Origin of the sequence: Kamptonema sp. PCC 6506, from assembly GCF_000180455.1 — a bacterium.
Lineage (GTDB): Bacteria > Cyanobacteriota > Cyanobacteriia > Cyanobacteriales > Microcoleaceae > Kamptonema > Kamptonema formosum.
Window position 1 is genome coordinate 29050 of the sequence record NZ_CACA01000083.1, and the last position, 14681, is coordinate 43730.

Consider the following 14681-nt stretch of genomic DNA (forward strand, 5'->3'; position numbering starts at 1 on the left):
GTTTTGGTGGGCGCTGCTATGACGATATTTATTCTAATTGAATCAGCTAATTGAATCAGATAATTGCAGCGCCCACCCGACAAAACTTGTCCTCCTCTTCCTGCTTCCTTCTTCCTGCTTCTCTCTTCCTTCAGCTATAACAACTGTATAAACTTCCGTAAGCTTTCAAGATAAAGTTCTCCCGCTACGTTGGTCAAATCATTGTGGCCTGCTGTCTCTATCCATAAAGAAAGTTTAGGTTCCTTAGCAGTAGCAAAAAGTTTCTCCCCGTGCCAAAATGGAATCACTTCGTCAGCCTTGCCGTGTATTACTAATACTGGACAATTAACCTGTTCGATCTTATTAAGATTAGCAAACTTATCAAAAGGTAAAATCGGTATAACTGTCACTGTCCGAAATGCACTAATAAAGGTACTTTCTAGAATCAATCCAGCAGCAGGTTTTCGCGATGCTAAATCAACGGACGGCCCGCCACCGACAGAACGACCATAAATAATAATTTTCTGGGGTGGAACTCCTAACTTTTGCGTTAAATAATTGTAAGCAGCCTCAATATCTTTGTAAGATTCTGACTCAGAAGGCTTACCTTGACTGGTTCCATAGCCTTGATAATCATAGGCAAATACTGAAACACCTAAACTGCGAATAGTTGTCAATATTGGTCTAATATCTCCCAAATCCTCAGCATTGCCATGACTATAGAGGATAGTATAAACTCCTTTTGGGTTTGGTAGATAGATTGCCGAAATTTGTACTTCTGGTGTAGAATTTAGCTTCAGAATCTCCCTAGAGTCTTGATAGCTGGTAGACTGAGGTTGAAATATTTGGCGATCTGTTAAGAAAAAGGCGTAAAAACATAGAAACCCATAGACAAAAATGATAGAACGTATCAGGCGTTTCCACGAAAGTTCTCCTATTAAATATCGCTTAATGGTTTTTTTGTCCATAAATAAACTAGGTAACATCATATGTTGTCTAAATTATGCTACATATTTTTATATCCTATGGTCAAAAGCCTATGCAAAAAAACGATCGCATCCATTGGCGATAGTTCTGGCAGATTAAGGTAAAACATTCTAGTATGGCTGAGCAAAGTTTTGTTTGAGGCGTGAGGAATTGATATGGACTTTGAATATCCCAGTGACTTGAAGTACCTAGACAGTCACGAATATGTACGGCTGGAAGGAGAAATTGCCACCCTTGGCATCAGTGCCTTTGCTGTGGATCAACTGGGCGATATCGTGTTTCTGGAGTTGCCAGAAATTGGCGACGCTTTGGAAAAAGGAGAAAGATTAGGAACTGTTGAGTCAGTTAAAGCTGTGGAAGAACTCTATTCTGCGGTTACGGGTACAGTAATAGAACGTAATCAGTCCATTATTGATGCTCCAGAACAGTTGGCTGAAGATCCTTATGGCGAAGGGTGGCTGTTGAAGGTACGCATTAAAGATGCTAATGACTTAGATGATGCTTTATCAGCCCAGGAGTATCGCCAGCAGGTAGAGGGAGAGTAGGACACTTGACGGGGCGATCGCGCCCCGTCAAAAATTATGCGTCCGATCTTTTCAATCATTTACTTTAAATTTCGACACTTGGTTTCGCAAACCGATCGCAGCTTCGCTGAGTTGCTCAATTGCCAAAAAAGTCTGATCCAATGAGTTTTTTATGTGCTTCATTCCCAGAGCAAAACTACTCATTGATTCACTGATTATTTGTGCATTTTGAGACTGATTTTTCATGGAAACATTTACTTTCTCAAACTCAGGCGATAAAGTTTGTACCTGCTCGATAATTTTACCGGTTTGCGTACTAATTTTATTAATATTATCAACACCTTGAAATAATTTTCCCATAAAGCTATTCATCTCTGTCACACCTTCTGAGACTGCTAATTGCATTTCCTGAACTATTTGTTCAATATCTATAGAAGAAACAGCAGTTTGATCTGCTAGGCGGCGAATTTCACGAGCAATAATAGCGAAACCTCGTCCGTATTCACCCGCTTTCTCTGCTTCAATCGCAGCATTCAAAGACAAAAAATTTGTTTGCTCTGCTACCTTGGTAATTGTACTAAGTACAAGTGCAACATTTCCCGCTCTTTGATCGATGGTTTTTAGCTTAACAGAAATATTTTTGGAAGCATTTTCCATTTCTTGCATCACCTCTTTCATCTGGATTACATCTAATTGACTATCGCTGGCAAATTTAGCTGTTTTCGTGGACTGGGAAGCAACCTTATCCATCTCTTGTACCAGCTTGTCTATTACTTGCGAAATTTCCTGAGCTGATTTAATCACATCTAGCATTAATTCTGTCTGTTGGGTGACAACTACCTCTTGTTTTTTAGCTGTTGCCAACAATTCTGTGGCTGATATAGAAACCTGAATTCCTGATTCTTGGGTTTGTTTGAGCAAAGAATTTAAGTTGATTTGCTGAAAAATGGCGAACAAAAAAAAGCAAGACGTAGCCAGAGGAACTAAACTTGATAGCAGATAAATCAAGCGCAGATTTTCATAATATTTACTCCGTTTTTCAAGCAGCTTATCTAATTCTTTTCTGGTCACTGTCCATAGTTGCGAACCTTGAATAACTACGTCTTCTCCCTGTTGAAAAAAACTGGCTCCAAGTAGTTCTATCCTACCTGTTCTAGCAACCTGGATTAAGCTTTCGGTAAATTTATTGACAGCAGTTTCATAATATTTAAGCACAGGTGGAAGATTTTGTAATGAAGGCAGCTTGCGATAAAATTCATTCTCGGCGAGAAGAGAATTAGAAATTCCTTGCTGAATACGCACCAAATCGGTGTTTTGTAGTGAGGAAGCATAAATTTCTAGCTTTACCTTTTGTTCGTAGGTAAGCTGTTTATATAAACTTAATTTTTGGGTATATAATAAAATTTCTCCTATTTGTTGTTGAGCTTGCGGAAGACCTGCAAGGACAACATCCATCAAATAATAGGAATCGAGTGCTGGATCTAAAATTAAATTTGAAGTATCCCCAACTCTATTGATTAGTTCCCTTATACGTTTTATCAGATCGCTATATTGTTGACTTAACTGTTCTGTAGTTAGGCTATTTTTACTGTTTTGTAAACTTTTCCAATTTTCGGTAATCGTGGCAGGAAGTAATTCTGGGTTCCCGGCTGCTTTCAGCGATGAAGGAGTTATTTTTAAATTTTCACCGATAACTTGTGTTTCTTTTTCTAAATTTTTTAGATTCTCTTCTATAAGATTACTGGTGATACTTAAATTATTTGAATTGTAATTGTTTTTTGGGGGTATATTAGTCACCAATCTCTGCTCTTTGGAGACTAATACTAAAAGTTGGCTTAAAGGTGAGAGCAGTCTATTTCCCAATATTTCCACTCTTCCAAAATTTATATCGTCGTTAATCCCAGAAACTGTAAAATATAACAACATCAATATCGGTACAGCAAAGGAGATAACGCTAAGTAAAAGCTTTTGCGATTGCGATATTTTTAGGAATTTTAAAGTTGTTTCCATAAAATTTTAGCTCTTTTTTACAATAATAATGATAGCACAAAAGCATCCTTAATCCCTAGCTGCGGTAATGTGGGGATAGGTATCGTCGCGGATCGAACCCCTGCTGTTAATATGTTACCAATGCAAAATGCTGAGGTGGAGAAGAGCGATCGCACTCTCTGGGAGAGAGTAACCCCATCGATAATATTGATTTAGCCTGTAATTGCCAAAGTGCGATCGCGATACCTGATAATTTGGAAAAATGTTACAAAATAATAAGCACTCAGTACTGGAGAATCACCCTTGACACCCTATAGCCCTGAAATTAAGTCCACTCAGCAGCCAACTCCTGCCTCTACAGGTGGCTTTGTGAATCGGCATATTGGCCCTACTGCTGCTGAAGTCCAGCTTATGCTTGATGTTTTGGGTTCTCCCACCCTCGATCGCCTCATTGACAAAACTGTACCCCAAGCGATCCGCCTCAAGCAACCCCTCAAATTGCCCGCAGCCACACGCGAATATGCCGCGATCGCGCAACTTAAAGAAATTGCCTCTAAAAATCAAGTATTTCGCTCATTTATTGGCATGGGATATTACGACTGCATCACGCCGCCAGTAATTCAGCGGAATATTCTAGAAAATCCAGGTTGGTACACAGCTTATACGCCTTATCAAGCCGAAATTGCCCAAGGTAGATTAGAAGCTTTGCTGAATTTCCAAACCATGATTATCGACCTCACAGGATTGGAAATTGCTAACGCTTCCTTACTCGATGAAGGCACAGCAGCGTCAGAAGCCATGACTATGACTTATGGCATCAGTAAAAATAAAGCCAAAGCATTTTTTGTTTCTAAAGATTGCCATCCCCAAACTATAGAAGTAGTACAAACTCGCGCTCAACCATTGGGTTTTGATATTATTATTGGCGACCATCAAACCTTTGAATTTGACAAAGAAATTTTTGGGGCGCTGCTACAATATCCCGCTACCGATGGCATAATTTATGATTATAAAAATTTCATCGAACAAGCCCATAATCGCGGTGCTTTAGTAACAGTCGCCGCAGATATTTTGAGTCTTTGTCTGCTTAAACCCCCCGGTGAATTTGGCGCTGACATTGCCGTAGGCAGCACTCAGCGCTTCGGAGTACCGATGGGATATGGGGGGCCTCATGCAGCTTATTTCGCCACGCGAGAGGAGTTTAAACGGCAAGTTCCGGGGCGAATTGTGGGGGTTTCTAAGGATGTAAATGGGAAACCAGCTTTACGGTTAGCACTGCAAACTCGCGAACAGCATATCCGCCGCGATAAAGCTACTAGCAATATTTGTACTGCCCAAGTTTTGTTAGCAGTAATGGCTAGTATGTATGCTGTCTATCATGGGCCGGAGGGATTGCAAAGAATTGCCGAGAGAGTTCACAGGTTTACTGCTACTTTCGCAATTGGATTGGAACGCTTAGGATATAAAATTGGCACTGAACCTTTTTTTGATACTTTTCGCGTTGAATTAGGTTCAAAAAAGTCGCTGGCAGAAATTATAGAAGCTGCTGATTCACGTCAAATTAATCTAAGAATTTTTGATGAAAAGACTGTCGGGATTTCTATTGATGAAACTACGAGTGTTGGAGATTTGAGAAATCTCTGGTATGTGTTTGCGGGCTTCGATCCTAATTCCAAGGATTTGTTTGGATTTCGTACCGAAGAAATGCTTTTACAATATCAACCTTTTGCCCGTACTAGCAGTTATTTAACTCATCCTGTATTCAACCGCTATCACTCGGAAACCGAACTTTTGCGGTATTTACACCGACTGGAAAGTAAGGATTTATCGCTAACTACATCGATGATTCCTTTGGGTTCTTGTACGATGAAGTTAAATGCAACTTCGGAGATGTTGCCAGTGACTTGGCCGGAGTTTGGCAAGCTGCACCCCTTCGCACCTTTATCGCAAACTCAAGGCTATCAAGTTCTGTTCCAACAACTTGAAGAATGGCTAGCTGAAATTACTGGTTTTGCTGGCATTTCTCTACAACCAAATGCAGGTTCTCAAGGCGAATATGCAGGTTTATTGGTGATTCGGCAATACCATGAAAGTCGAGGTGAAAGTCATCGGAATGTTTGTTTAATTCCTCAGTCTGCACACGGTACAAATCCGGCAAGTGCGGTGATGGCAGGGATGAAAGTTGTGCCTGTTGCTTGCGATGACCAAGGCAATATTGATGTTGAAGACTTGCAGAAAAAGGCGGAAAAACATAGCAGCGAACTGGCTGCTTTAATGGTGACATATCCCTCTACTCACGGCGTTTTTGAAGAGCAAATTCAGGAAATTTGCGAGATTGTCCATGCTAAAGGTGGACAGGTTTATATGGATGGGGCTAATATGAATGCCCAAGTTGGTTTGTGTCGGCCGGGAGATTTTGGGGCGGATGTTTGTCACTTAAATTTGCATAAAACTTTCTGCATTCCTCACGGTGGCGGCGGCCCTGGCATGGGGCCAATTGGGGTAATGTCGCATTTGGTAGAATTTTTGCCGACAATTCACCCCCCCAACCCCCCCTTAGTAAGGGAGGGGGAAATGAAGTTGAAGAGGCAAAATCTATTGGTTATGTTTCGGCTGCGCCTTGGGGAAGTGCTAGCATTTTGACTATTTCTTGGATGTATATTCAGATGATGGGTGGGGAGGGTTTAACTGAGGCAACTAAGGTGGCAATTTTGAATGCTAATTATATTGCGCGGCGGTTAGAAAGTTACTATCCTGTTTTGTATAAAGGCAAGGCGGGCTTGGTTGCCCATGAGTGTATTTTGGATTTGCGATCGCTAAAAAAATCCGCTGGTATTGAAGTGGAAGATATTGCTAAGCGCTTGATGGATTATGGTTTTCACGCGCCTACTGTTTCTTGGCCTGTTGCGGGTACGGTGATGGTGGAACCGACGGAAAGCGAATCGAAGGAGGAATTAGACCGTTTTTGTGAGGCGATGATTGCGATTCGCAAGGAAATTGAGGAGATTGAAAATGGTAAAATGGATGCTACCAATAATCTGTTAAAAAATGCACCGCATACGGCAGAATCGCTAATGGTATCTGAATGGAATCACCCTTATTCTCGCGAAGCAGCAGCTTATCCTGCGCCTTGGACGCGAGAATACAAATTCTGGCCGGCGGTGGGACGAATTGATAATGCCTTTGGCGATCGCAATTTTGTCTGTTCTTGTTTGCCAATGGAGGCCTATGGCGAGGGGCTAGGGGCTAGGGGCTAGGGGCTAGGGAAAGAGGGGAATAGGGGAAGAAGGGGCTAGGGTTTGGGGAATAGGGGGAATAGGGAATAGGGGAAGAGGATAAGTGGGTTTCAGTAGTTTATGATATGAAAAATTGAAGATGCTCATGCTTTTTCCTTTTTTCCCTGTTCCCTGTTCTTTATTCCTTCGCCACAACGCGATCGCGACCTAAAGATTTTGCCTCGTAGAGGGCCTTGTCAGCAGCAGCAATCAAAGTTTCCGGCAAAGCCTCAGCAGCGTCAGCACTCGCTACGCCTAAACTGAGGGTGATATACTCCGAGACAAAAGATTGCTGGTGGGGAATTGCTAAAGTCTGGATGCGACGGCGGATTTCCTCTGCCACTGCGATCGCATCTGTAATTCCTGTATTCGGCAGAATAACTGCAAATTCTTCCCCTCCATATCTCGCTACCAAATAGAGGCGTTCCGGCGGAATTTCGCGGCAAGCATCGCGGATGGCAGTGGCTACTTGTTGCAAACAAGAATCACCTGCTTGGTGGCCGTAAGTGTCATTATAAGCTTTAAAACAGTCTATATCACACAAAATCAAAGATAGCCGTATGGGTTCAACTATTAACCGCTGCCACTCTTGGGTAAGAACTTCGTCAAATCGGCGGCGATTAGCTATTTTTGTCAGGCCGTCCAAGGAGGCTAAATTCTGTAACTCTTGGTTAGCTGCTTCTAACTGCTGGTAAAGTTGAGATTGCTCGATCGCGATCGCAATTTGAGTAGCCAATTGTTTTAGCAACTCCATCTCCCAAGACTGCCATTGCCTAGTGTTGTTGCAATGGTGAGCAATTAGCAAACCCCATAAACTATTTTGATTTTGACTGCCTCTATTAACAACTGAAGAGGAGGAAGGTGAATTTTTAACTGTTTGGTCGCTTTGAATAATGGGCACTACTAAATTTGCTCTCACCTTACAGTTGCTTAATAAATTGACGTGACACTCGCTCAAACCAGCATTGTAAATATCCTCTATAGCTCGAATTCTACCTTTTTGGTACTGTCCTACATAGGTTTGTCCAAAACAAGGGTCATAGAGATTTGTATTCAAAATTGACATTGTTCCCTTACTCGCCGATTCTACCACCACATCGCCACTCCAGTCTGGTCGAAAACGGAAAATAATTACTCTATCAGTTGCCAGAAATTGCCTCACTTCTGCGGCCGCAGTATTGAGAACTGCATTTAAGTCCAAGGAAGAGCGAATGCGAGCTTGAATTTGTCCAACTAAGCGTTCTCTTTCCGCTTGCTGGCGAAGCGCAATTTGGGCGAGTTTGCTCTCCGTAATGTCTAAAACATACCCATCGCAATAAGCAATTTCGCCAATACTATTACGGGTAACTGAGGTGAAATCGTACACCCAGCGGATTAAACCATCTCCTTTAACAATCCGGTAATTGTGTTCAAAAGAAGTCGCTCCTGCTTCGCTATAACTTTGGAATTCCGCCACGACTCTCGCTAAGTCTTCCTGATGAATAATATTAGTATAAAACAATTTACCGCTGATAAAATCGCTAGCTTCATAGCCGAATTGTACGACATTTGGGGAGACGTATTCCACTTGCCAATTTTCTTGGGGTCGCCAGCGAAAAATTGTAACTGGGCCAGTTGTAAACAGGTTTCGCTCTCGTTCCAAAGCTTCTTCTGCAAGTTGGCTATATTTTTTTTCTGAGCTTGTTTCCACATTAGTAATTGGCACAGATAGGATTTCACAAATTAGTAGAATTAAGGGTAATTGGCAATTACCACTTACCAATGTTCTCTCTCTGGCGATTTCTTCCCCAGTTAGTGGCGGCAAGGCGTGTAAGATCGATTTTACAGTCAGAATGCTACCATCTTTGCAAGTTATACGCGCTTCTCTTAAGGCAGAGGTTGGAGATGAATGGCTGTTTGTCTGCTGTGCGAAAGCGAAAAACTGCTCTTCTAGGCAATCGCGACATTCTGAGTTAAAAATGCTAAAAATTAGTTGGGAAGTTAACTCTCGTTGACTATAACCGATGCGGTTTGCACCAAACTGATTTACGGAAAAAACAATACCTCTAGCATCTATAACAAAGTAGATGCAGGGAAGATTTTCCCACAGCATTCGATACCACTCCCGTTCAGGCATTCCTTCTGTGGAAAATTCTCGCATCTGGGGAACGCTGGTACAGTCATCGGAAGAGTGGAGATTCTCTCTTTCTTGGTCGCTTGAGTGGGATTTTCTGATCGACACTTTTGGCTTAAATCGTTGTTTATCAACTGTATCTATGTAGTCAGATTTAGCTTTTGCTTGAAACTAAACTAATGCTTTTGGTTCCAAAAAGCTGCAAATTGTAACAAATTTATAACCTCTTCATTTTCAGTGCTAAGGAGTCTGGTGCATCCTTTGTCTGGAAGCTCGACTGTTTGCGATCGCAGCACTCGGAGCCATAAGCTCTTCATTAATGCCAATCGATCTCTTTTTTCCAGTATCCTCCACAATGGAAGAAATCGGTACTACAGGATTTTCTACAATACATGATACTACTTAAATACTTAGTTTTGGGCCTGACCTACTTGGGTTTGGGTTTGGGATACTTGCCAGGACTGCGAATGAACCGTGCTGCGATCGCGATCGCAGGTTCTGGTTTGGTTGTGGCTTTGGGAATTCTTAACCTTAACTCAGCTTGGGAAGCAATTGACGCTGGAACTATTGTTTTCCTATTAGGGATGATGGTTGTTAATTCGGCTTTGGGAGCCTCTGGTTTTTTTCAATTAGCTCTAGTCTTTTTGACTCGCTTCGGTAAGAGTCCCTTGGGAATTTTGGTGGCTATCACCTTTGGTAGCGGCATTTTATCAGCATTTTTCCTCAACGATACAACCGCTATTTTATTAACGCCTTTAACATTGACTTTGACTCGCTCTCTGTCTGTGAATCCATTACCTTATTTATTAGCTTTAGCGGGAGGTACTAATTTGGGTTCCGTCGCGACTATCAGTGGGAATCCGCAAAATATTCTGATTGGTTCTTTTTCGGGAATCGGCTATTTAGAATTTGCGCGATCTCTTGCACCTGTTGCTTTAATTTGTCTCTTGGTTCAGGTGGGTTGGCTGTGGTGGCTTTATCCAGAAGTACGTTCTTTGAAACCTTTTCCCACTTATCCCTTAGTTCGTTATCGTCTTTTTAAACCTTTATTATTTAAAAGTTTATGGGTGACGGCGGGACTTTTAATCGCATTTTTAACGGGATATCCTTTAGCAGATTCGGCTTTAATTGCTGCTAGTATCTTATTGATTACTCGTCGAGTCAATAGCGATCGCATTTTGGGTAATATAGACTGGAACCTGCTAGTAATGTTTGCGGGATTGTTTGTGATTACTCATGCTACCCAGGAACTAGGAATATTAAATAATTTAACGGGTTCGATCGAGCAGCCACCAAGTTTATTGGCAGTCACGGTAATTCTTTCTAATTTAATTTCTAATGTGCCGGCTGTGTTGGTTCTCCAGTCTCTTATTCCGAAAGGAGATACGCAAGCTTGGTTGCTATTGGCGGCTGCTTCTACCCTGGCGGGGAATTTAACTTTATTGGGTTCTGTGGCTAATTTGATTGTGGCGGAGGTGGGGGGTAAGCAAGGTTATCGGCTGAGTTTTCAGGAACATTTACGATTTGGCTTGCCCTTGACTTTGGTCACTTTGGTCATTGCTTATTTTTGGATATATTGAATGTTTAATGAAGAGGGGCTAGGGGCTAGGGGCTAGGGGCTAGGGAAGATGGGGAGGATGGGAAGACGGGGGGATTTTTCCCCAGTTAACAGTTAACAGTTAACAGTTAGCAATTACCAGTCGTACCTCATCTAACTGAGAAAGGCTATACCTTTATTTAAAGTGTCACTTTCGTAAGTCATGTTCCAATTCTTCTAAAGCCTGAAGATTTCCCACCACCCAAGAACGGGCTACCGCAGCGGGTATAATCTTAGTAATAGCTATCCGTGAAAAAGTAGGACTAATATCAGATTTTACATACTCTCCATCCCTCAGCAAATAAATAGTTAACCTCCCACTATCATAAACCCATACTTCAGGTACTCCAATCCCTTGATATGCTTCCAGAGTTGTTTTAGAAGTGACATCAGCTTCGATAGCCAAATCGGGAGGTGGATCGTTAGGTTCAAGTCGGCGACGACCAATCATCTGCTGATAATTCTCAATATAAAAACAAGCATCGGGTTCAATACCTGCTCTACCTTCTTTTTTAAACGTAGTAGAGCCAAAAGGTTGATAACGAATACCAGCCGCCCTCAGCAAAGTTTTGACAATATCTGAAATTAAATCTCTCGGAATTTCGTGTTCGGGTAAGGGAACCATAATTTCTAAATTACCTTGGCTATAAGCAACTCTCGCCCGTCGTTTTTGTCCTAATTCTTGTAAAATTGACTCGAATTCCAGCCAACTTACATTGGCGATCGTGACGGCGCTACCGGGAGCAAACTTCATGAGACTAATTGGTTTGGCAACCAGATTTAAAGTAGTCATAAGCAATTATCAATTAAAAATTTTAATTTTGTCTGAAAAGGGAACAAAACTGTCAAGTCTGCGCTATTATTAGTAGAGGAGATATTGCCTCCTACAATCTTTGAGGCGGATAAATTTAGTTTAACGTTTTTCTAGCTACAGGTCAACCCGATGTCGATTTCCAAAATAGAAGCCAAGCAACTACTCGAACGTTTTGTTTTCGATGACGATCGTCCTCAAGATTGGGTACAGGATGTTTGGGGATTAAGTCCAATGCTGGGAGAAAGCGCAGCTAAATTGTTAGGTGTCTTTGCAGCTTTGATTGAGTGCTGTCCTGAAGAAGAATTGGAAAGTCTACTCAAGGAGTTATATCAGGAGTATTTTGAATAACCTACTGGGTAATTGGTAATTGGTAATTGGTAATTGGTAATTGGTAATTGGTAATTGGGATACACAGATTTTACAGATTCCTCTGATTTCACAGACTCAACGATCGTGACTCTAACTAATCCGTGTAATCCGTGTAATCGGTAAAATCCGTGTTCATAATTGGTAATGGCTAATCGCTAATTACCCATCTTCCCCATCTTCCCCATCTTCTTAGCTCTTCACAACAGCAAAACTAACAATTTTCCAAGGTGCAATCTTAAAAGCTTGCCCATCCCCCCGGCAATTAATTCTCTCTTGCTCTTCTCTCGGCATTTTTGCAGTTAGTTCCTCATCCTCCCCTTCTTCTAACAAATTCACTGACTGCACAATTGCCAACCCCAAATCGCTCTTCAATTCCAACCTTCCCTCTCCTCCGCAACACTCATAACACCGTAAAATCCAAATATTCTCATCGTCCTCCGACTGCTTAAACGCCATCAAAACTAAATTTTCCCCCGATAAGTCCAACAACTTACCTACAGGTGGTAGACTCTTACCTCCCTCTTCTCCTATCGGCAACGCCTTCACCTTTAACGGCAAATTCAACTCATAGCCGCGTCTAACTGTCTGAGCATCTTGCCAACTTCCTGCGTGAGGATAAATGCCATAAGTAAATTGATGAATACCTCGATCTGCTGCTTCATCTGGCCAGGTGGAACCCCTTAACAAGGTTAGCCGCAATTGATCTGATTGAGCGTCATAACCATATTTGCAATCATTCAATAAACTCACACCGTATCCACCAACACTTATGTCAGCCCAGCGCAAAGCTGGTACTTCCCATTTAGCAAATGACGGGTTTTGTTCCGCACTTAATCGCGTCTTCCGCTCAATCGCACCGCAGGGGATTTCATAGGTTACTGCGTCTGTTTCTAAATTAAGTGAAAAAGCTACCTTTACTAATACATGACGTTCTTGCCAATCTACAATTGTGGCAATTTTTAGCACGGGTGACGACTCTTCGAGGATGTAATCTTGGCAAAATTCTGACTCACCAATTTGTCGCACTACTCGCAATCGCTGCTGGATTTTTCCTTGCTCTATCCAACGAATATCTTTTAATATGGGTGTAGGTAAAGGATGTTCGGCATAATTTGGATCGATGTTCCAAGCATCCCAATATTGGCCGCTATCTTGGAAAGCTTGCAGTTGATTTCCTCCGCCTTGATTGAGGATTTCCCTGCTGTCAGCTTTATCAAAAATACTGGATAAATTGCCAGTATTACTCTCCACTTTTACCCGGATAAATTCATTCTCTAAAATCCAATCTTTTGCCTCAAAATATTTTTTTTGTTCAAAGTCGGGATCTCGTGCTAAAATTACGGGTGTAACCTGGGGTAGCTTGACTTTTTTCTGGCTCTCTTCCTCACTCGACGCATTCTCAAGGGTTCCAACTGCTTGCGGATATAACCAAAACAGCCGATAGCCGACAGGCGGTATCTCTGTCGCCAAAAATAACAGCGTAGCCGGAGAGTCATGCTCAGGATTAGAGAGCTGGGAAGTTAGCCTTTCTCCAGACAAATCACAGATTTGCCAGTCCATATCTCCTCCAACTTCTGTTAAAAGCTGGGTAGAAGTTGGTAAAGGTAGAGCAACTACCTCAGACCGCGACCAGTTGAGGGTATTGAAAATTAGAATTGGTTGCGCCTGGGGGTGCGGCGGTGGAGGTAAAGTAATTTGAGATGCGATCGCATCCATCGCCGCTGTTAATATTTCCTCACCAACCCGTTCCACCTCTGCCCAACCTTGATTCGCTTCCGCGTAAACTTCACCGATGGAAGAACCGGGCAAAATATCGTGAAATTGATTGAAAAGAACCTGTTTCCAAGCTGTCTCTAATTCAACTTTTGGATAAACCAGACCTGCACTCAAAGTTGCCAAGGCCGCTAACAGTTCAGCTTCGTATAATAAGCCTTCACAACGGCGGTTCCAACGTTTTTGGTCGGCATGACTCGTGTAACAGCCGCGATGGAATTCCAAGTAAAGTTCGTCATTCCAAACCGGAATTGGTAATGGCGTATTTGTCTCATCTCTCGGCTGTACTTGTGACAACTCTTCTGACAACTTACCGCTAATCGCAGATAAATAATCAACCGCTTTAGTGAATTTCAATTCGGGAAAAAACGGCGAATGTTGCCAACGCTTAGCTACTTCCAACATATCGCGAGTCGGCCCACCGCCATGATCGCCAACTCCTGGCAACCAAAGAGCATCCCTCAAACCTGTTTTAGCTTCCCAATCGTAGGCATAACTTGCCATCTTTACTGCTTCAATGCCTTCGCCAATCGGTGCCGACATCAAGCTCAATATTTTAGAGCCGTCTGGCGACTGCCACCAAAATACACTGTGAGGAAATTCTGTTGTATCGTTCCAGCTTAGCTTTTGGGTGACAAAGTAGGTAATTTTGCCTTGCTTGAAAATTTGAGGTAACTGCCAACAAAAACCGAAAGTATCCGGTAGCCAAGCTACTCGCATTAATTCTCCAAATTTCTCTCGTGCGTAACGTTGACCGTAAAGAACTTGGCGGATAATTGACTCACCAGAAATGAGGTTTAATTCTGGTTCTACCCAAGTTCCCCCAACAATTTCCCATCGTCCGGCGGCGACTTGTTGTTTGATGTTTGCAAATAAGTCGGGGCGATGTTTTTCTATCCAGGCGTAAAGGGCGGGTGTGGAGTGGCAGAAAATCAAGTCGGGAAATTCTTGTAATAGTTGGAGTGCTGATTCAAATGTCCGCTGTGCTACTTCCCAAGTTTCGCTGACTGGCCACAACCAAGCTAAGTCTAAGTGAGCGTGTCCTAGTAGGTGAATTTGAAATTGTTTAAGGGAAGATTGAATTGTTGTTTGAATTGGCAAGGCTGGAGCAAGTTGATTTTGCAGAGGAGTTTCTCTTCCAGGTACAATTGCTTCTACTGCTTCTACAATTTCTCGATCTACAACTGCGCCCCCAACCAATTTAGAATTAGGAATTTTAGCTCTTAGATGAACAAACAAATCCTCGCTATCTCCCCTATCT

General features: G+C 42.3%; 8 protein-coding genes and 1 pseudogene. 4 read left to right on the forward strand and 5 right to left on the reverse strand.

All coding sequences use genetic code 11. The features are described from left to right. Positions 1-134 precede the first annotated feature (134 nt). Positions 135-947, reverse strand: coding sequence for an alpha/beta hydrolase (locus OSCI_RS04280; protein ID WP_026103682.1), 813 nt, complete (start codon positions 945-947; stop codon positions 135-137). A 174-nt stretch (positions 948-1121) separates the two neighbouring features. On the opposite strand from OSCI_RS04280, the gene gcvH reads away from it, so the two are divergent. Then, on the forward strand, positions 1122-1511 hold the full coding sequence (gene gcvH, locus OSCI_RS04285) for a glycine cleavage system protein GcvH (RefSeq protein WP_007353641.1): 390 nt from the start codon (positions 1122-1124) through the stop codon (positions 1509-1511). A gap of 51 nt (positions 1512-1562) precedes the next feature. Here the strand turns inward: gcvH and OSCI_RS04290 are convergent, their stop codons facing one another. Further along, complete coding sequence (locus OSCI_RS04290) at positions 1563-3500, reverse strand: methyl-accepting chemotaxis protein (RefSeq protein WP_007353642.1); 1938 nt, start codon at positions 3498-3500, stop codon at positions 1563-1565. A gap of 282 nt (positions 3501-3782) precedes the next feature. Here OSCI_RS04290 and gcvP point away from each other — a divergent pair. Beyond that, positions 3783-6736 (forward strand): annotated as a pseudogene (gene gcvP, locus OSCI_RS04295) (aminomethyl-transferring glycine dehydrogenase). A gap of 157 nt (positions 6737-6893) precedes the next feature. Here the strand turns inward: gcvP and OSCI_RS27815 are convergent. Next, on the reverse strand, positions 6894-8975 hold the full coding sequence (locus OSCI_RS27815) for a diguanylate cyclase domain-containing protein (protein WP_148288845.1): 2082 nt from the start codon (positions 8973-8975) through the stop codon (positions 6894-6896). Between the two features lie 284 nt (positions 8976-9259). Between OSCI_RS27815 and OSCI_RS04305 the strand changes: the two genes are divergently transcribed. Next, positions 9260-10447, forward strand: coding sequence for an anion transporter (locus OSCI_RS04305; protein WP_007353647.1), 1188 nt, complete (start codon positions 9260-9262; stop codon positions 10445-10447). Between the two features lie 165 nt (positions 10448-10612). On the opposite strand, the gene OSCI_RS04310 is transcribed toward OSCI_RS04305, so the two are convergent. Further along, a complete protein-coding gene (locus tag OSCI_RS04310) occupies positions 10613-11257 on the reverse strand; it encodes a Uma2 family endonuclease (RefSeq protein ID WP_007353648.1) in 645 nt (214 codons plus the stop codon). Between the two features lie 150 nt (positions 11258-11407). On the opposite strand from OSCI_RS04310, the gene OSCI_RS04315 reads away from it, so the two are divergent. Then, entirely contained in the window at positions 11408-11626 is a 219-nt protein-coding gene (locus tag OSCI_RS04315; protein WP_007353649.1) for a hypothetical protein, read from the forward strand. A 210-nt stretch (positions 11627-11836) separates the two neighbouring features. Here OSCI_RS04315 and OSCI_RS04320 read toward each other — a convergent pair. Further along, on the reverse strand, positions 11837-14681 hold a 2845-nt coding region (locus OSCI_RS04320), incomplete at its 5' end, for an alpha-mannosidase (protein WP_052638526.1).

Coding starts and splice junctions, on each gene's coding strand:
- OSCI_RS04280 (WP_026103682.1), bottom strand. CDS start 947: ATGGACAAAAAAACCATTAAGCGATATTTAATAGGAGAACTTTCGTGG.
- gcvH (WP_007353641.1), top strand. CDS start 1,122: ATGGACTTTGAATATCCCAGTGACTTGAAGTACCTAGACAGTCACGAA.
- OSCI_RS04290 (WP_007353642.1), bottom strand. CDS start 3,500: ATGGAAACAACTTTAAAATTCCTAAAAATATCGCAATCGCAAAAGCTT.
- OSCI_RS04305 (WP_007353647.1), top strand. CDS start 9,260: ATGATACTACTTAAATACTTAGTTTTGGGCCTGACCTACTTGGGTTTG.
- OSCI_RS04310 (WP_007353648.1), bottom strand. CDS start 11,257: ATGACTACTTTAAATCTGGTTGCCAAACCAATTAGTCTCATGAAGTTT.
- OSCI_RS04315 (WP_007353649.1), top strand. CDS start 11,408: ATGTCGATTTCCAAAATAGAAGCCAAGCAACTACTCGAACGTTTTGTT.